The sequence below is a fragment of the Rhizobium sp. YTUHZ044 genome, from assembly GCF_051123975.1.
GTDB lineage: Bacteria > Pseudomonadota > Alphaproteobacteria > Rhizobiales > Rhizobiaceae > Rhizobium.
In genome coordinates this window covers 94551-113205 of the sequence record NZ_CP101428.1, presented here as the reverse complement: position 1 = coordinate 113205, position 18655 = coordinate 94551, and the positions used below count along the sequence as shown (strand labels likewise).

The window sequence follows — 18655 nt, the reverse complement described above, 5'->3', positions numbered from 1 at the left end:
GAAGCTTCGGCGACTTTCGGCTCGTCCATCATAATGACGCGCAACCGCAACCGGCATAGACTGACAGTGAGCCTCGCTTGCTTTCTTCTGCTGCGGTTACATCTTTGTATTGCTGACCCAGAGCAAGAATCGAATTTCGATGCAAGGTAGTGATTTGTATCTATCTCCAGCCCAGTGCCGCGCCGCGCGGGCACTCATCGCCTGGTCTGAGGACGACCTGTCTTCAGCTTCGAAGATCGACAAGGCGACGATTGCCGGTTTCGAGGCGGGAGCGCATCTCCCTGATGAGAAAACTCTCCAGGCCATGAGGCGCAGCCTGGAAGATGCAGGCGTGCTGTTTATCCCGGAAGATGGCAGCGGCGCCGGCGTTCGCTTGGCAAGATCGCCATCGGCTTCTATAGACACGGACGAGACCGAGACGGTCCAATATGAAGAGCATCTCAAAAACGACGCCCCTCCCGGCGCTGGCGGTTGAATGGCAAAGAAACAGAAGCTTGAGCACTCCGAATTGGCGGGGGAATTTACCGATGACGGGGTTACGGTTCTCGTCGATATCTTTCGAACCGCCGGCAGCAACGGAGACTGGACGATGGAAGTCGTCACCCAGGCGGAGGATCTGATCCAGTGGGACGAGCCGTTCGCGACCGACCGTGAAGCCTTCGACGAATTCCTGGCGGTCGTGGCGCGGGACGGCATTCGATCCTTCCTCGACGATGAAGAGCCTTCCGTGCATTGAGGGACAGTCCCGTGAAAAGCATCAATGATCTCGTCGCCTCGGCGAAAACCGTCTGCGAGCGATATCGGGCCGGACGGATGGAGCGCGAGACCGTGCGCGAGTGGGTTCTCCGGCTGGGCGCCTATCCCTCGCCGCACGGGGATCGCGTGCGCGAAGCGGCCGAATGGTTCCGACTGCACAATCGCGAACCTGTTTCCGAAGATATCGTGCTGGGGGACATCGACCGGCTCGAGGCGATTTCAGCGTCGTGATCCGGGCGTGCGAGCTCTATCGGGAATAATTTCAGCCTCGATCCGGGCTGACGCAATTACGCCGTTACTCGACGGCGTAGGACCAATGACGATTGTGAGCCTTATGCATAATGGCTTATCCAGCTTCGAGAGGGAGAGGTCTGGGGTTTTGCAGCTTCGGCAAATGTGACACGCTCACGAGGCTGACATGACTCCTGCATCTCACGCGAAGCGTAAGCCAAGCGCGGCTAGGTGGTTTTAATTCGTGCGGAAATAGAAGGAACAGCACGTGGCAGCATTTCCGGAAAAGGCAAAGGTCGTCATCATCGGGCTCGGCGGCATCGTCGGCGCCTCCATCGCTCATCATCTCGTCGAGCGCGGATGGGACGACATCGTCGGCATCGACAAGTCGGGCATACCGACCGACATCGGCTCGACAGCCCATGCCTCGGACTTCTGTTACACCACCAGCCACGACTATCTGTCGGTCTGGACCACGCAATATTCGATCGATTTCTATGAGAAAATGGGCCATTACGCCCGCATCGGCGGCCTCGAAGTGGCGCGTACCGGCGACCATGCCTGGATGGAGGAAATCAAGCGCAAGCTTTCCTCGGCCCGCGCCTTCGGCACACGCGCCCATTATGTCAGCCCTGCCGAGATCAAGAAGAAGTTCCCGCTGATCGAGGAAGATCAGGTGATGGGCGGCCTCTTCGATCCGGATGCCGGCCTCGTCATTCCGCGCTCGCAGACCGTTGCCGGCAAACTGGTCGACGCCGCCGAAAAGGCCGGCAAGCTGCAGGTCTTCGGCAATACCCCGGCGAAGTCGCTGATCGTCGAAGGCGGCCGCATCAAGGGCGTCGTCACCCATCGCGGCACCATCATGGCCGACCACGTCATCGTCTGCGCCGGCCTCTGGGGACGCCTGATCGCCGAGATGGTCGGCGAAGACCTGCCGGTCATGCCGGTCGATCACCCGCTGACCTTCTTCGGTCCCTATAACGAGTTCGCAGGCACCGGCAAGGAGATCGGCTTCCCGCTGCTGCGCGACCAGGGCAACTCCGCCTATATGCGCGATACCGGCGACCCGGCGACGACCGAAGGCGGCCAGATTGAGTGGGGCTATTACGAAGCCAACAATCCGCGCATGTGCCATCCGCGCGAGCTTCTCGAAAAACACGAAGCCCGCCTTTCGCCGTCGCAGCGCGATCTCGAGATGGAACAGATCATCGAGCCGCTCGAGCGCGCCATGGAACTGACGCCGATCCTCGGCGAACTCGGTTATAACGAAGGCCATTCCTTCAACGGTCTGCTGCAGGTTTCCGCCGCCGGCGGTCCATCCTGCGGCGAGAGCCAGAAGGTGCGCGGCCTCTGGTATTGCGTCGCCATCTGGGTCAAGGATGGCCCCGGCTATGGCAAGCTGATCGCCGACTGGATGACCGACGGTCGGACCGAAATCGACCACAACAGCATTGATTACGCCCGCTTCTATCCGCATCAGCTGACGGAAGAGTTCATTGAAGGCCGCTGCTTCGAAGCCGCCCAGAAGATCTATTTCCCGGCTGTCCACACCCGCGAACCCTATGCCTCCGGCCGCAACGTCAAGCGCTCGCCCTTCTACGAGCGCGAAAAGGAGCTGGGCGGCTACTTCATGGAGCTCGGCGGCTGGGAGCGTGCGCACGGCTACGCCGCCAACGAGCACCTTCTGGAAAAATACGGTGACCGCGTGCCGGTTCGCGAGAACGAATGGGACAGCCGCCATTTCTGGCGCGTCTCGAATGCCGAGCATCTGGCGATGAGCGAGGATTGCGGCATCGTCAATCTCAGCCACTTCCACATGGTCGATATCGAAGGACCCGACCATGTCGAACTGATGGAATGGCTGTGCGCTGCCAAGATCGGCGGCGATGCCAACATCGGCAAGGGCGTCTACACCCATTTCCTCGACGACGAAGGCATGGTGCGCGCCGACTTCACCGTCTTCCGCATGGCCGACCGCTGCCGTCTCGTCAACGGCGCCGATGCCGGCCCGCGCGACCTGCACTATATGAAGCGCGTCGCTCAAGACCGCGGCCTTGACGTGACCGTCACCGACGTCTCGGAAAAATTCGTGACGATCGGCATCTGGGGTCCGAACGCGCGCGAGACGCTGAAGAAGGTCGTGGCCGATCCGGCCGGGCTCGATCAGGAAAACTTCGCCTTTGCGGCGATCAAGCCGATCGAAATATCAGGCAAGACCGTCACCGCCTTCCGCATCTCCTATGTCGGCGAGCAGGGCTGGGAACTGCACATGAAGTACGAGGACGGCCTCGCCGTCTGGGATGCGCTGCGCTCGACCGGCGTGATGGCCTTCGGCGTCGAGACCTATGCGAATTCGCGCCGCATGGAGAAGAGCCTGCGCCTGCAGAACGCCGACCTGCTGACCCAGTACAATCTGATCGAAGCCGATCTCGCCCGACCTAAGGTCAAGGAAGCCGATTTCCGCGGCAAGGCAAAACATCTGGAATACAAGGCGCGCGAGCACCAGCCGGCCATGCTGTGCACGCTCGTGATGACCGAGAATACCGACAAGACAGGCGTGAAGCGTTATCCTCTCGGCAACCTGCCGGTTGTCGATCCCGCCACTGGAGAGGTTCTGGTCGACGAACTCGGCCGCCGGTCCTACACGACCTCGATCGCCTACGGACCGACGGTCGGCAAGAACATTGCTTTGGCCTATCTGCCGTGGTCGCATTGCCAGGTCGGACGCAAGCTGAATATCGAGTATTTTGCCGAGAGCTACCCGGTGGAGGTTGTCGGCGTCGGATACAAGCCGATCTACGACCCGGAAAATCTGAAGCCGCGCACCTAAAGCGGTTCAGCTTTCAACGAAAGCGGCAGAACCTAAGCCCTCAAGCACCTGTGGCGCCGCCAGCACGGCGCCACATTCATGCGGTTGAGCCGCATTGAGCTATGTGTTGTCTCCATTTGCAGTCTCGACGCCATCGTCAGGCGCACGGCTCGGGACGAACCTCTTCGAGATCAGCCAGCAGCCGAGCGCCCACAGTGCCCCGGCGCACCATCCAGCAAAAACATCCGTGGGGTAATGGACGCCGAGATAGATCCGGCTGAACCCGATGATGACGGCGAGGAAGACGCCGACGCCCATGACGAAGATCCGCGTCGAGCGGTACCGCTGGGTGCGCGCCACCAGCGCCCCGAGCGTCAGATAGGTCACCGCCGAGACCATGGCGTGCCCGGAGGGAAAGCTGAGATCGCTGACCTCGATCAGATGCGGCACGACATCCGGACGCGGCCGCGCGACGAGGATCTTCAACAGCGTGCTCGCCAGCCAGCCCGATAGCACAGACGAAAAGACGAAGATCGCGATCGGCCAGCGCCGATCGAGCAAGAGATAGACGGTGATGAGAACCGTCAGCAGCGCCAGGACGGTGATGCCGCCGAGGCTGGTGATGTCGTCGACAGCGTGGGTCAGCCAGGCCGGACCGATCGGCACGGCAAGATCATCCGCCCGCCGCAGCGCCAGCAGAATCGCCTGGTCGAAACCAAAGGTCTCGCCCTCGAGTACCTCGCTCGTCAGCCGCTGCAGCACGAACAGCCCGCCGGCGACCGATGCCAGCATGATCAGGGTCAGTGGCTCATAGGCGTTGAGCCTCGCCAGGAAACCGCTTCGTCGAACCTCCGTCATGCCTGCCGTCGAGCTCCCTTCGCATCATGTCCTCACCTGCCAAATCGGCAAGGCGAGGCGAAAATTCAAGACCTTGCGGCCGTCGAGGAGCCGCTCGCCGCCTGGTTTCCAAACCGTCGGTAGCAAAAGCTCAACCTTCTTTTGCTATGGCTGAAGCCGATTGGCCTGGAGGTTTCGGCGATGAAAATTCTGACCGCGATGGTTCTGCTGGCATCCGCCCTGCAGCCGGCTTCCGCCTCCGGCGAGACCGAATGGATGGGCGGCGCAAGACAATGGTCGGTGGGCTATGCCAACGAACAGCCTGCCTACTGCCGCCTGCGCTGGGACAGCGAGATCGGCAAGACCATGGAATTCCGCCAGAGCGCGAGCGAGACCTTCTGGCTCGTTGCCAAGACTACATGGGACATTCCAGCCGATACCAAAACCGAGGTGACGCTCACCGATCGCCAAGTGACGAAGGTGGTCGCGGCCGAGTTTTTCGACAAGAATACGCTTCGCCTCTGGCCAGTGGGCAGCAAGGGAAGCGCTGGACTGAAGAAGATCATCAAGAATTCGTTTGCCGGAACCCCTGATGTGCAGCTGACCTTTGCCGGCGACGAGGGCGACTGGACGCTGCCACTCTCGCGGGTAGACCAGCTCTACCCCACCTTCGCCCAATGCCTCAAACGCCTCGAGGCTGGCGGAAAGCTGAAGCAGGATTCCGACACCAGCAAGCCGTTCTGACGGTCAGCCCGATTCAATTCATCGGTGGCGGCGCAGTCTCGCGGACCAGGCTGCGCACCGCCTCGATATCGCCGTTGAGCGGCCGCTCGTCGCCATAATGGGAGATATGCTCCCGCGCGGCCTGATAGACCAGATCCGTCCCGGCCGCCCGGGGCGCTGTCGCCGCCAGAAAATCATGCGCCTGGGCGGCGGTCATCAGCTCGATCGCCAGGATATATTCGGCATTGTCGATGACCGCGAGCAGCTTGCCGGCGGCGGCTGTGGGATGGGCGAGGAAATCCTCCTGCAGGCCGGAGGTCAGGCCGCCGTCCATCGCCGCGGGCGCGGCAAGGCGGCGGTTTTCATTGCTCAGCGCGGCGGCGGTATATTGCGCGATCATGAAGCCGGAATGGCTGCCGGCGTCGCTCGCGAGAAACGGCGGCAGGCCGCTCACCAGCGGATTGACCAGCCGGTCCATGCGCCTTTCGCTGATCGCGCCGATCTGCGCCAGTGCAATGGCGAGACTGTCAGCCGCCTGCCCGAGCGCCGGGGCGACGGCATGGGCCTCGGAGGAGACGATCGGCTGCTCCGGCGTGCCCGAGACGGCCGGATTGTCCGTCACTGAAGCAAGCTCCTGGTTGACGATGCGAGCCGAATTGTCGAAGACGTCGCGGGCGGCGCCATGCGCATGCGGCACCGAACGGAGGCTGAGCGCATCCTGGGTGCGCCGGCCGAAGGCGGCGGCGACAAGGCCGCTGCCGCGAAGGCGGGCACGAAGGGACGCTCCCACCTTTTCAATTCCCGCCGATGGGCGCAGCGCCAGCACCGCCTCGTCGAAGGCGGCGATCTGGCAACCCGCCGCTTCCAGCGTCAGCGCGGCGATGGCATCGGCCCAGTCGAGCAGCCGTTCGGCGCGCATAAGTGCCGTGGCGGCCAGGCCGGTGGCGCAGGCCGTGCCGTTGACGAGGCTCAACCCCTCCTTGGCGCCGAGCACCAGCGGTTCGAGGCCGATCGCCGCAAGTGCCTGGCGGCCGCTCATGCGTTCTCCGCCCAGCATGGCGCTGCCTTCGCCGATCAGGACGAGCGCCGCATGGGCATTGTGGGTGAGGTAACCCGCCGAGCCTTTCGACGGCACGTCGGGAATGCAATCATGCGCCAGCAGGGCGGTGAGATGCTCGACGATCTCGCGCCGCACGCCGGAATGGCCATGGGCGAAATTGGCAATCTGAGCGGCAATGATGGCGCGCACGGCGCGGGCATCAAGCAACGGCCCGACACCGCAGGCGTGGCTGAGCACGATGCTGCGCGACAGCAGGCTCTGCGAGGCGCGATCGACCACGGTATCGGCCAGCGCCCCGACGCCGGTGTTGACGCCATAGGCGCGTACGCCGGTTTCGACGATGCTGGCGACGATGCGGCTTGCCTGCTCGACGCGCGCCCAGGCGGCCGGCGACAGCGCAAGAGCTTCCCCTGCCCCGACGCGCGCGACATCGCGCCAGGTCAGCACTCTATCGATGATGATCGTCATTGACCTGTCCCGAAATGGCCGATGAACTGGCGGAAGGCGGGGGTCGCGCCTGTTGTGAACATCTCGTCCGGCTTGCCGCTGCTTTCGATCAGCCCCTCGCGCATGAAGACGACGCGGTTCGAGACGTTGCGGGCAAAGCTCATCTCATGGGTGACGACGAGCATGGTCATGCCTTCCTCGGCAAGTGCCCGCATGACGCGCAGGACCTCACCGACGAGTTCCGGATCGAGCGCCGAGGTCGGCTCGTCGAACAGCATGACCTTCGGCTTCATCGCCAGCGCGCGGGCGATTGCGGCGCGCTGCTGCTGGCCGCCGGAGAGATGGGCGGGATAGGCATGGCGCTTGTCTGCGATGCCGACCTTTTCGAGCAGCGCTTCGGCCTCGGCGATGCAGTCGGCGCGCGGCCGCTTCAACACATGGATCGGCCCTTCGATGACGTTCTGCAGGATCGTCATATGGGACCAGAGATTGAAGGACTGGAACACCATGCCGAGTTCGGAGCGGATGTGGTCGACCTGCTTCTGGCTGGCCGGCCTTGTCTTGCCGTTCTTGTGAACCATCTCGATGTGCTCGCCATCGACCCAGATCTCACCGTCGCTGGCGGTTTCGAGCAGGTTGATGCAGCGCAGAAAGGTCGATTTGCCGGAGCCGGAGGCGCCGAGCAGCGAGATCACATCGCCGTCCTCAGCATCGAGGGAAATGCCGCGCAGCACCTCGTGCGTGCCGAAGCTCTTGCGGATATTGCGGACCGAAAGTCGGGTTACGCCTGGCATGGTTGCTCCAATCGATTCAGGTTCCGCCTAGGCCTTCAGCGCCTGCGGGATCGCACGGCGGTGTCGGGACAGCGAATATTCGAGCAGAGCCATGCCCTGCAGGATGATGAAGTTCAAAACGAGATAGATGATCGCCGCGCAGAGGAAGACTTCCATCGTGCGGTAGGTCTGCGAGATCAGCCGCTGGGCCACACCGGTGACCTCCCAGACGGTGACGAGGCTGGCGAGCGCCGTCGATTTCATCATCAGCACGATCTCGGTCGAATAGGCCGGCAGCGCATGGCGGAAGGCGATCGGCGCCAGGATGCGGCGCACCATCAGGAAACCGGACATGCCGATCGAACGGGCCGCCTCGATCTCCTTCGGCGAAACCGCGCGGATGCCGCCGCGGAAAATCTCCGCCGTGTAACCGGCGGTGCAGAGCGCCAGCGACAGCACGGCGCAGACCATCGGCTCGCGCAGGAACGGCCAGAGGAAGGAATAGCGGATGACGCCGAACTGGCCGAGGCCGTAGAACACCAGGAACATCTGGATCAACAGCGGCGAGCCGCGAAAGACGAAGATATAGCCCTTGGCGAAACCCGACAAATAGCGGTTGCCGCTGACCCGCATCGTGACGATGACGAGCGCCAGCAGGCCACCGAAGAAGATCGACAGCGAAAACAGGATCAGCGTCGTCGGCACAGCCTTGAGCAGCGTCACCATGGTCGAGGCGAGAAAGGTGAAATCCATCGTCGTCCCCTTACGCCTGGCCCATGGCGGAGGCCGGCATGCTGCGATTGGCGCGGCGTTCCGCCCCGTTGAAGATGCGGTCGGAAAGGCTGGTCAGGATCAGGTAGAGGCAGCCGCCGGCGATGAAGAACAGGAAATATTGCCGGGTCGAACCCGCCGCCACCTGGCTGGTGCGCATCAGCTCGGCAAGGCCGGTGACCGAGATCAGCGCCGAATCCTTGAGGCTGAGCTGCCAGACATTGCCGAGGCCGGGAATGGCGAAGCGAAGCACCTGCGGGATGATGATGCGGCGGAAGCGCATGCCGCGATTCATGCCGATCGCCGAAGCGGCTTCGAGCTCACCCTTGGCGATCGCCAGATAGGCGCCGCGGAACACCTCCGCCTGATAGGAGCCGGAGATGATGCCGACGGCAAGCGCGCCGGCGGCGAAGGAAGGCAGGCCGAGGAAACCCTCGTAGCCCATCGCCTTGCCGATCGAAGTGACGGCGGAGGAACCGCCGAAATAGATGAGATAGATGATCAGCAGTTCCGGCACGCCGCGAAAGACGGTCGTATAGACATTGCCGAAGGCGACGAGGAGAGGATTGCCGGAGAGCTTCGCACCCGCGACGATGGCGCCGAGCACCGCGCCGATCGCAAGCGCCGTCGCGGTGACGGCCAGCGTCATCAAGGCGGCGAGAATGAGCAGCGCGCCCCATCCCGTCGAGCCGAAGCCAAGCAGTTCCAAGGTTGCCATAGCGTCCGTTCCCCGTCCGTGGCAGTGTTTTGTCGATCGAGAATAACACGCGGTCTCCGGCGATAAAGCCGGAGACCGGCGCCTGCGGCCAAACGGCCGAAGCGATTACTGCTGCGGGCTGACGTCGACCTTGAACCACTTCATCGAAAGGTTCTTGACCGTGCCATCGGCCAGGGCCGACTTGATCGCCACGTTGAACTTGTCGCGCAGATCGGTGTCGGCCTTGCGGACGCCGAGGCCTTCGCCCTCGCCCCAGATCGAGCCGACGATCTCGGGACCGGTGAAGTCGAGCGCGCCGTTGGCGGCCTGGAAGGCATTGGCGAAATAGACGGCGTCATCGAAGCCGAGGTCGATGCGGCCGTTCTGCAGGTCGAGATCGCGGTCGGCGCCGGTCTTGTATTCGCGGATCTCGGCAATGTCGCCGAAATTGTCATAGACGAACTTGGCATAGACGGTCGCCGCCTGGATACCGATCGTCTTGCCCTTGAAGGCCTCCTTCAGCGCGTCGATCTCCTTCACGCCGGTCTGGCCGGGCGTCATCTTGATCGTGGCGCCGGTGCCGGCGGCTTTCGCCAGCGGGCTGTCCTTGGCGGTGGCGAAGGCGGCGGGTGTCGCGGCATAGGGAACGGTGAAGTCGATGACCTGCTTGCGCTCCTCGGTGATCGACAGCGCGTCCATGATGACGTCGAACTTGCCGGCGTTGAGCGCCGGGATCATGCCGTCCCAGTCGGAAGCGACGAGCGTGCATTCGATCTTGGCGCGTTCGCAGAGCACCTTGGCAAGCTCCGGCTCGAAGCCGCCGAGCGTGCCGTCGGCATTGGTGAGGTTCCACGGCGCATAGGCGCCTTCAAGCGTAATGGTCGCCTTCGTCCAGTCCTTGGCAAAGGCCGGGGCAGCAAAGGCGGAAAGAGCGGCGACGCCGCAAAACAGGATTGTGCTGAATTTCATTGATGAATTCTCCTCTGGAGTTGAAAACAGACCTTGCGGCGCCATGCCGATCTTCGCCGGCTTGCCCTTTCCGTCCTATTTTTGTGTCCAAGACCGATTGGGAGGTTGTATATGGTACCATATGAGATATTTTGTGATATGCAAGAGGAAAGTCGATTATGTGGCAAATTGCATCCGTGCAAAAGGAATAGGCAATGAAGCGGTCCGGCGAAATGAAGCGCGATCTGGCGGGAAATGACAGCACGCCGCTCTACGCCGGCGTCAAGCAGGTGATCCTCGACCGCATCCACAGCGGAGAATGGCCGCCGAAATACCGCGTGCCGTCGGAAAACGAGTTGGTCGTCGAACTCGGCGTCAGCAAGATGACCGCCAACCGGGCACTGCGCGAACTTGCCAACGAAGGCGAACTCGTCCGCATCCAGGGCGTCGGCTCATTCGTCGCCGAGCGCAAGGGATATTCGGCGCTGTTCGAGGTGCGCAACATCGCCGAGGAGATCGCCGAACGCGGCCATATCCACGAGGCCACTGTCGTCGTTCTGGCCCGGGAAACCGCCTCTCCCGAGATTGCCGACGCCTTGGAGTTGGCAATCGGCGCGGCCGTTTTCCACTCGCTGATCGTGCACAGCGAAAACGGCGTTCCGGTGCAGATCGAGGACCGGTTCGTCCATCCGGAGGCCGCTCCCGAATATCTCGAGCAGGATTTCACGACGCTGACGCCGAACGCCTATCTGACGGCCGCCGCCCCGCTCAGCGGCTCCGAGCACGTCGTCGAGGCGGCGATGCCGCAGGCCTGGGAATGCAAGCTCCTGACCATCCTGAAGAGCGAGCCCTGCCTGACGATCCGCCGGCGCACATGGTCGGCAAAACAGGTCGTCTCGACCGCCCGCCTTGTCTATCCCGGCTATCGCTACCGGCTCGAGGCGCGCAGCGGCAAGATGTTCGAAGACTAAAACACTCGTTACCTTGTATATGGAACTTACGATTATTGCGACGCCGGCGTGAATCGCGCCATCAGCGCGTGACGATCGCCGGGATAGGTGAAGCGCACGTGGGTCACCGGGCCGGCGCCACTCCAGGTGCGGCGCTCGACCACCAGGCACGCAGTGTTGCGGGCGATGCCGAGGGCTGCCGCCACTTCGGCGCTGGCGGAGACGGCGTGAATCCGGTGTTCGGCGGTGCTCCACGGCACCTGGTTGAGCAGCCACGGCCCCGGCGCCACCGTCAGGAAATCGGCATCGGCCGCCTCCGGCACGGTCGCAAGGCTGATCAGCCGCTCCTCCAAACAGAAGGGCCGTGCGCCGGCATTGTGGATGCAGACGACTTCGACGACCGAGGACCCCAGAGGCAGCTCCAGCCGGCGGCTGTCCTCCGCCTTGGCCTTGCGGCTCGCCTTCTTCGACACCGCATAGGAATAGGGCAGGTTCAGCGACTGCACCTCGGCCTTGATGTCGTGGATTTCGAGAACCGCCGATTGCGCCTGCGGCTGGGTGACGAAGCTGCCGGATTTCTTGCGGCGCTCGATCAGGCCGGCCTTGGCGAGCTGGGTCAGCACCTTGTTCACCGTCATCCGCGAGACGTCATACTGCGTGGCGAGATCGACCTCGAAGGGAATGCGATGCCCCGGCGGCCATTCGCCCGACACGATACGGCCCTCGATGTCGCCCAGGATGCGCTGATGCAAGGTAGGATCCCTGCTTTGATTCATCGCCACGTTCCGATTTGGTTCCCCGATCTAGATCGAATGCGCCACCGTGAAAAGCGCTTTTTCAGGCAGCCAGCAACTCACCCATCGCAGCAAGGAAGCGACGATCGATGGCGTCACGCCTGAGATGGCGACCGCCCTCCACCTGTTTGCGGCCGCGCGCCCAGACGCAATCGACGGAAATGCCGCCGGCAAACAGCCAGTGATCGAGGATCTGGTCACCCGAGAGATAGGAAACGGCCGACGTATCGAGCGAAACGAAATCGGCATGACGGCCCTCGGCGATACCCGCCGGGGCCTTCAGCGCCGCACCGCCGCCGCAAAGCGCCTGGTTGAACAGGCAAAGCGCCGTCGAACCGCCGGGCGCGGCCACGACATTGCGGGCGCGCAGCGCCAGGCGCTGCGAATATTCGAGCTGGCGCAGTTCCTCCGGCAGGGAGATCCGCACGTTGGAATCCGAGCCGATGCCGTAACGCCCGCCCTCCTCAAGGAAGAGTGGCGCGGCAAAGGCGCCGTCGCCGAGATTGGCCTCGGTGATCGGGCAGAGGCCGGCAATCGCGCCGCTTTTCGCCATCCGCCGCGTCTCGTCCTCGGTCATGTGCGTCGCATGGATCAGGCACCAGCGCGCATCCACAGGCATGTGATCGAGCAGCCATTCGACCGGCCGCGCGCCCGACCAGGCGACGCAGTCCTCGACCTCCTTCACCTGCTCGGCAACATGGATATGGATAGGGCCCTCGCCCGCCAACGGCACGACCCTGGCCAGTTCCTCCGGGGTTGCCGCCCGCAAACTGTGGGGCGCCATTCCGAGCTCGGCGCCATCGAGCCGGCCGATCACCGCCCGGCATCCTTCCATCAGCCTCTCGAAGCTTTCGAGCGAATTGATGAAGCGCCGCTGGCCGTCGATCGGCGCCGTACCACCGAAACCGGAATGGGCATAGAAGACCGGCAGCAGGGTCAGACCGATGCCCGTCTCCAGGCTCGCCGCACCGATACGTTCGGCGAGCTCGGCAATATTGGCATAGGCCGCTCCGTCCTTATCATGATGGAGATAGTGGAACTCGCCAACCCGGGAAAAGCCTGCCTCCAGCATCTCCGCATAGAGCTTGGCTGCGACCGCCTCGACATGCTCCGGCGTCATCGCCAAAGCGAACTTGTACATGACCGTGCGCCAGCTCCAGAAGCTGTCGTTTGCAGGACCGCGCACCTCGGCAAGACCGGCCATTGCCCGCTGGAAGGCGTGGCTGTGCAGATTGCCCATGGCCGGGACGATCAGAGCATGGCGCTCATCGCCGGGCGCAGCGGCAACCCCCACCTCGACCCGGGCGATGCGCCCGGCCTCGAGCGTCAGCCGCACGTCCTTCTGCCAGCCTTGCGGCGTCAGCGCCGTGCCTGCGTGAAGTGTAGTCATGGACTTTTCTCCCCTTCTGCCGCGCCGCCGATCTTTCTTTTCCAGAAGAGCGCGCAAAATTTCGCTTGTCACCTGCTTATTATGTATATACATGTTTCAGCATAAGGAAAGGCGCAAAGCTGATGACCGGGAACAATTTTTCTGAAGAGGCCGCATCCGCCGACGTCAGGCCGGCGCTGTGGCGCAATGCGCGCCTAGCGACCCTCGCACCTGACAAAGCCGGGCTCGGCATCATCGAAAAGGGCGCCGTTCTGATCGAATACGGCCGCATCGCCTTTGCCGGCGCCGAAAGCGAGCTGCCGGCATCGGCGATCGAACGCTCGGACATCATCGATCTCGAAGGCCGCTGGGTGACACCGGGTCTCGTCGACTGCCACACCCATATCGTTCACGGCGGCAATCGCGCCCGCGAATTCGAGATGCGGCTCGAAGGCGCGACCTATGAGGAGATTGCGCGGGCCGGCGGCGGCATCGTCTCCTCCGTTCAGGCAACCAATGCCCTGTCGGTCGAGGAGCTTGTCGCCACGGCGCTGCCGCGGCTCGATACGCTGCTGGCCGAAGGCGTGACGACGATCGAGATCAAATCCGGCTATGGTCTCAACCGAACCGGCGAAGTGAAGATGCTGCAGAGCGCCCGCCTGCTCGGCCATGTCAGGCCGGTCCGCGTCGCCACCAGCTATCTCGGCGCGCATGCGACGCCTGTCGACTATAAGGGCCGCAACGGCGACTATCTCGACGATGTCGTGCTGCCCGGTCTCGACGACATGTATAATCTCGGCCTTGCCGATGCCGTCGACGGCTTCTGCGAAGGCATTGCCTTTTCGACGGCCGAGATCGCCCGCGTCTTCGACAAGGCGAAGGCGCTCGGCCTGCCGGTCAAGCTGCATGCCGAGCAGCTCTCCAATCTCGGCGGCGCCAAGCTGGCGGCCGCCTATGGCGCGCTCTCCTGCGATCACCTCGAATATCTCGACGAGGAAGGCGTTGCGGCAATGGCCGCCGCCGGCACCGTCGCCGTGCTGCTGCCCGGCGCCTTCTACGCCATTCATGAAAAGCAGAAGCCGCCGGTGGAGGCGCTGCGCCGGGCGGGCGTGCCGATCGCGATCGCCACCGATTGCAATCCGGGCACCTCGCCGCTCACCTCGATGCTGCTCACGATGAACATGTCGGCGACGCTGTTCGGCCTCACCGTCGAGGAATGCATCGCCGGCGCCACCCGCGAAGGAGCCCGCGCGCTCGGCCTCATCGGCGAGACCGGAACGCTCGAAGCCGGCAAATCCGCCGATCTCGCCGTCTGGAATATCGAGAGCCTTGCCGAGCTCGTCTACCGCATCGGCTTCAACCCGCTTCATACACGCGTCTTCAAAGGCGAAAGGAACGGTCGATGACCATTACGCTCCACCCGGGCTCCGTCTCGCTCAAGGATCTGGAAAGCATCTATTGGACCGGCGAGCCGGCAAGGCTCGATCCCGCCTTCGATGCCGGTATCGCCAAGGCCGCCGCCCGCATCGCCGAGATCGCCGCCGGCAATGCGCCGGTTTACGGCATCAATACCGGCTTCGGCAAACTCGCCTCGATCAAGATCGACAGCGCCGACGTCGCCACGCTGCAGCGCAATCTCATCCTGTCGCATTGCTGCGGCATCGGCGCGCCGCTGCCGGAAAATGTCGTCCGGCTGATCATGGCGCTGAAGCTGGTCTCACTCGGCCGCGGCGCCTCCGGTGTGCGGCTGGAACTGGTGCGGCTGATCGAAGGCATGCTTGATAGGGGCGTCATCCCGCTGATCCCGGAAAAGGGCTCGGTCGGCGCCTCTGGCGATCTTGCGCCGCTCGCCCATATGGCCGCCGTGATGATGGGCGAGGCCGAAGCCTTCTTCGCCGGCGATCGCCTTTCCGGCGCTGAAGCTCTGGAAAGAGCCGGGCTGAAGCCGGTCGTGCTCGCCGCCAAGGAGGGTCTGGCGCTGATCAACGGCACCCAGGCCTCGACCGCACTGGCGCTCGCCGGCCTCTTCCGCGCCCATCGCGCCGCCCAGGCGGCCCTGATCACCGGCGCCATGTCCACCGATGCTGCCATGGGCTCTTCGGCGCCCTTCCATCCGGATATTCACACGCTGCGCGGCCATAAGGGCCAGATCGACACGGCTGCAGCCCTTCGCGCCCTGCTCGAACAATCGGTCATCCGCCAGAGCCACATCGAGGGCGACGAGCGCGTGCAGGATCCCTATTGCATCCGTTGCCAGCCGCAGGTCGACGGCGCCTGCCTCGACCTCTTGCGCTCGGTCGCCCGCACGCTGGAGATCGAGGCCAATGCGGTCACCGACAATCCGCTGGTGCTGTCGGACAATTCGGTTGTATCGGGCGGCAACTTCCACGCCGAACCGGTCGCCTTCGCCGCCGACCAGATCGCCCTCGCCGTCTGCGAGATCGGCGCGATCTCGCAGCGCCGCATCGCGCTGCTGGTCGACCCGGTGCTCTCCTACGGCCTGCCGGCCTTCCTCGCCAAGAAGCCGGGCCTGAACTCCGGCCTGATGATTGCCGAGGTCACCTCGGCGGCGCTGATGTCTGAGAACAAGCAGATGTCGCACCCCGCCTCGGTCGATTCGACGCCGACCTCGGCCAACCAGGAAGACCACGTCTCGATGGCCTGCCACGGCGCCCGCCGCCTCCTGCAGATGACTGAAAACCTGTTCGGCATTATCGGCATCGAGGCGCTGACCGCCGCCCAGGGCGTCGAACTGCGCGCGCCGCTCGCAACGAGCCCGGAGCTTTTGAAGGCGATCGCGGCAATCCGCAGGCAGGTGCCGAGCCTGGACGTCGACCGCTACATGGCAGACGACCTCGCCGCCGCCACCGAACTGGTGGCGACGGGCGCGCTGAACGCCTCGGTTTCGTCAGGCATCTTGCCGGTTTTGGAGGGCTGATCGCGATGTATCTGCACTCGGTACCCCGAGACGCCGGAGCTCTTTTCCTATGACCGAACCATATGAAATCCATCGAGGCACCTCCCCCGTCATCCTCGCCTTCCCCCATACCGGCACCGACGTGCCGCCGGCGATTTACGATCGCCTCAACGACAATGGCCGGATCCTCGCCGATACCGACTGGCACATCCATGAGCTCTATGATGGCCTGCTGTCCGACGCCACGACCGTGCGCGCCACCTTCCACCGCTATGTGATCGACGCCAACCGCGATCCCCAGGGCATCAGCCTTTATCCTGGCCAGAACACCACAGGCCTCGTCCCGGAAACCGACTTCGACGGCAAGGCGATTTGGAAGGATGGGCAGGCGCCTGACGAGGCCGATATCGCGGCGCGGCTGACGGACTTTCATGCGCCCTATCATGCCGCCCTTGCCGCCGAAATCGAGCGCGTCAGAACGATGCATGGCGTGGCGATCCTCTATGATTGCCACTCGATCCGTTCGCACATTCCCTTCCTCTTCGAAGGCAAGCTGCCGGATTTCAATATCGGCACCGATATGGGCAGGACATGCGACGGCGCCATCGAGCAGGCGACGCTGACCGGCGTCGAAGCCGCAGAAGGCTATGACAGCGTGCTTAACGGCCGCTTCAAGGGCGGCTGGACGACCCGCCATTATGGCCGGCCCGAGACCGGCGTGCATGCGATCCAGATGGAGCTCGCGCAATCGACCCATCTGCAGAGCGAGGCGCCGCCATTTGCCTACGACACTACGAAAGCGGACAGGCTTCGCGTCCATCTCAAAGACATTCTGGTGCGCATCGAGCAGATCGCGCCAGGCCTGAAACGATAACGATCACTCGACAGGGGAACCGCCATGAGCAATCCACGCCACAATATCCGCGAAATCCGTGCGCCCCGCGGCAACGAGCTCAATGCCAAGAGCTGGATGACCGAAGCGCCGCTGCGCATGCTGATGAACAATCTCGATCCCGACGTCGCCGAAAATCCGAACGAGCTCGTCGTCTATGGCGGCATCGGCCGGGCCGCCCGTACCTGGGAGGACTTCGACTGCATCGTCGCGACGCTGAAGACGCTGACGGAAGAAGAGACGCTGCTCGTCCAATCCGGCAAGCCGGTCGGCGTCTTCCGCACCCACAAGGATGCGCCGCGGGTGCTGATCGCCAATTCCAACCTCGTGCCGCACTGGGCGACCTGGGATCATTTCAACGAGCTCGATAAGAAGGGCCTTGCCATGTACGGCCAGATGACAGCCGGCTCGTGGATCTATATCGGCACGCAGGGCATCGTCCAGGGCACCTACGAGACCTTCGTCGAGGCCGGCCGCCAGCACTACGACGGCAATCTCAAGGGCAAATGGATCCTGACCGGCGGCCTCGGCGGCATGGGTGGCGCCCAGCCGCTCGCCGCCGTCATGGCCGGCGCCTGCTGCCTCGCCGTCGAATGTAACCCCGACTCGATCGATTTCCGCCTGCGCACCCGCTATCTCGACGCCAAGGCCGAGACGCTCGACGAAGCGCTCGAGATGATCAACCGCTGGACCAAGGCCGGCGAAGCCAAATCCGTCGGCCTGCTTGGCAATGCCGCCGAAATCCTGCCGGAAATGGTCCGCCGCGGTATCCGCCCCGACATCGTCACCGACCAGACCTCGGCCCACGACCCGATCAACGGCTATCTGCCGAAGGGCTGGACGATGGCTGAGTGGAAGGCCAAGCGCGAAAGCGATCCGAAGGCGGTGGAAAAGGCCGCGCGCGCTTCGATGCGCGAACATGTCGAGGCGATGATCGCTTTCTGGAACGCCGGCATCCCGACCCTCGACTACGGCAACAACATCCGCCAGGTCGCCAAGGAAGAAGGCCTGGAAAACGCCTTCGCCTTCCCCGGTTTCGTGCCGGCCTATATAAGACCGCTGTTCTGCCGCGGTATCGGCCCCTTCCGCTGGGCCGCCTTGTCCGGCGATCCGGAGGATATCTACAAGACCGATGCCAAGGTGCGGGAGCTGACCCCCGGCAACACCCACCTGCACAACTGGCTCGACATGGCCAAGGAGCGCATCGCCTTCCAGGGCCTGCCAGCGCGCATCTGCTGGGTCGGTCTCGGCGACCGCCACCGCCTGGCGCTGGCCTTCAACGAAATGGTCAAAAACGGCGAACTTTCCGCGCCGATCGTCATCGGCCGCGACCACCTCGATTCGGGTTCGGTCGCCTCGCCGAACCGCGAAACCGAGGCGATGAAGGACGGCTCCGACGCCGTCTCCGACTGGCCGCTGCTGAACGCGCTGCTCAACACCGCCTCGGGCGCCACCTGGGTGTCGCTGCACCATGGCGGCGGCGTCGGCATGGGCTTCTCCCAGCATTCCGGCGTCGTCATCTGCGCCGATGGCACCGACGATGCGGCAAAGCGTCTCGAGCGTGTGCTCTGGAACGACCCGGCGACCGGCGTCATGCGCCACGCCGATGCCGGCTACGATATCGCCCTCGACTGCGCCCGCGACAAGGGTCTGCGCCTGCCCGGCATTCTCGGGAACTGAG

At 63.7% G+C, this 18655-nt stretch carries 18 protein-coding genes; 10 read left to right on the top strand and 8 right to left on the bottom strand.

The genetic code is table 11. The features are described from left to right. The first annotated feature begins 154 nt into the window (after positions 1-154). From NL154_RS25920 to NL154_RS25905, 4 genes are all read left to right on the top strand, one after another. Positions 155-475, top strand: coding sequence for an XRE family transcriptional regulator (locus NL154_RS25920; RefSeq protein WP_434734536.1), 321 nt, complete (start codon positions 155-157; stop codon positions 473-475). After that, positions 476-736, top strand: coding sequence for a hypothetical protein (locus NL154_RS25915; RefSeq protein WP_210632563.1), 261 nt, complete (start codon positions 476-478; stop codon positions 734-736). A gap of 11 nt (positions 737-747) precedes the next feature. Next, positions 748-987: a hypothetical protein gene (locus NL154_RS25910; protein ID WP_210632561.1), complete on the top strand. Its 240-nt coding sequence runs from the start codon at positions 748-750 to the stop codon at positions 985-987. A 268-nt stretch (positions 988-1255) separates the two neighbouring features. Then, complete coding sequence (locus NL154_RS25905; protein WP_434734485.1) at positions 1256-3817, top strand: GcvT family protein; 2562 nt, start codon at positions 1256-1258, stop codon at positions 3815-3817. A 99-nt stretch (positions 3818-3916) separates the two neighbouring features. On the opposite strand, the gene NL154_RS25900 is transcribed toward NL154_RS25905, so the two are convergent. Further along, the gene (locus NL154_RS25900; protein ID WP_210632558.1) at positions 3917-4654 is read right to left on the bottom strand and encodes a phosphatase PAP2 family protein; all 738 of its coding nucleotides are present in this window, start codon (positions 4652-4654) and stop codon (positions 3917-3919) included. Positions 4655-4834: 180 nt separating this feature from the next. On the opposite strand from NL154_RS25900, the gene NL154_RS25895 reads away from it, so the two are divergent. Then, positions 4835-5377 (top strand): hypothetical protein, encoded by a 543-nt coding sequence (locus NL154_RS25895; protein ID WP_221144893.1) that lies wholly within the window; start codon positions 4835-4837, stop codon positions 5375-5377. 13 nt (positions 5378-5390) lie between these two features. Here the strand turns inward: NL154_RS25895 and NL154_RS25890 are convergent, their stop codons facing one another. The 5 genes from NL154_RS25890 to NL154_RS25870 form a co-directional block, all read right to left on the bottom strand. Beyond that, positions 5391-6884 carry an HAL/PAL/TAL family ammonia-lyase gene (locus NL154_RS25890; protein WP_221124001.1) on the bottom strand — a complete coding sequence of 498 codons (1494 nt, stop codon included), beginning with the start codon at positions 6882-6884 and terminating at the stop codon, positions 5391-5393. After that, on the bottom strand, positions 6881-7657 hold the full coding sequence (locus tag NL154_RS25885) for an ABC transporter ATP-binding protein (protein ID WP_040111353.1): 777 nt from the start codon (positions 7655-7657) through the stop codon (positions 6881-6883). The genes NL154_RS25890 and NL154_RS25885 overlap by 4 nt, the downstream gene beginning before the upstream one ends. Positions 7658-7684: 27 nt before the next feature. Then, on the bottom strand, positions 7685-8389 hold the full coding sequence (locus NL154_RS25880) for an ABC transporter permease (protein ID WP_168296488.1): 705 nt from the start codon (positions 8387-8389) through the stop codon (positions 7685-7687). A gap of 10 nt (positions 8390-8399) precedes the next feature. Further along, positions 8400-9125, bottom strand: coding sequence for an ABC transporter permease (locus tag NL154_RS25875; protein ID WP_168296487.1), 726 nt, complete (start codon positions 9123-9125; stop codon positions 8400-8402). 105 nt (positions 9126-9230) lie between these two features. Continuing rightward, positions 9231-10073, bottom strand: coding sequence for a transporter substrate-binding domain-containing protein (locus NL154_RS25870; protein ID WP_221144891.1), 843 nt, complete (start codon positions 10071-10073; stop codon positions 9231-9233). A gap of 194 nt (positions 10074-10267) precedes the next feature. Here NL154_RS25870 and hutC (NL154_RS25865) point away from each other — a divergent pair, with 194 nt between their 5' ends. Further along, the gene (gene hutC / locus NL154_RS25865; protein ID WP_168296485.1) at positions 10268-11023 is read left to right on the top strand and encodes a histidine utilization repressor; all 756 of its coding nucleotides are present in this window, start codon (positions 10268-10270) and stop codon (positions 11021-11023) included. 32 nt (positions 11024-11055) lie between these two features. On the opposite strand, the gene hutC (NL154_RS25860) is transcribed toward hutC (NL154_RS25865), so the two are convergent. Together hutC (NL154_RS25860) and NL154_RS25855 are read right to left on the bottom strand one after the other, a co-directional pair. Then, positions 11056-11778 (bottom strand): histidine utilization repressor, encoded by a 723-nt coding sequence (gene hutC, locus NL154_RS25860; protein WP_221144889.1) that lies wholly within the window; start codon positions 11776-11778, stop codon positions 11056-11058. 61 nt (positions 11779-11839) lie between these two features. Then, the gene (locus NL154_RS25855) at positions 11840-13186 is read right to left on the bottom strand and encodes a formimidoylglutamate deiminase (RefSeq protein WP_434734484.1); all 1347 of its coding nucleotides are present in this window, start codon (positions 13184-13186) and stop codon (positions 11840-11842) included. Positions 13187-13308: 122 nt separating this feature from the next. Between NL154_RS25855 and hutI the strand changes: the two genes are divergently transcribed. From hutI to hutU, 4 genes are read left to right on the top strand one after another with little or no spacing between them, the layout of a single operon-like run. After that, positions 13309-14571 carry an imidazolonepropionase gene (hutI, locus tag NL154_RS25850; RefSeq protein WP_210632551.1) on the top strand — a complete coding sequence of 421 codons (1263 nt, stop codon included), beginning with the start codon at positions 13309-13311 and terminating at the stop codon, positions 14569-14571. Beyond that, a complete protein-coding gene (hutH, locus tag NL154_RS25845) occupies positions 14568-16103 on the top strand; it encodes a histidine ammonia-lyase (RefSeq protein WP_221153287.1) in 1536 nt (511 codons plus the stop codon). The genes hutI and hutH overlap by 4 nt, the downstream gene beginning before the upstream one ends. 49 nt (positions 16104-16152) lie before the next feature. After that, positions 16153-16956 (top strand): N-formylglutamate deformylase, encoded by an 804-nt coding sequence (gene hutG / locus NL154_RS25840; protein ID WP_210632548.1) that lies wholly within the window; start codon positions 16153-16155, stop codon positions 16954-16956. Between the two features lie 24 nt (positions 16957-16980). Continuing rightward, a complete protein-coding gene (gene hutU, locus NL154_RS25835) occupies positions 16981-18654 on the top strand; it encodes a urocanate hydratase (protein WP_434734483.1) in 1674 nt (557 codons plus the stop codon). The last annotated feature ends 1 nt before the right edge of the window (position 18655 follow it).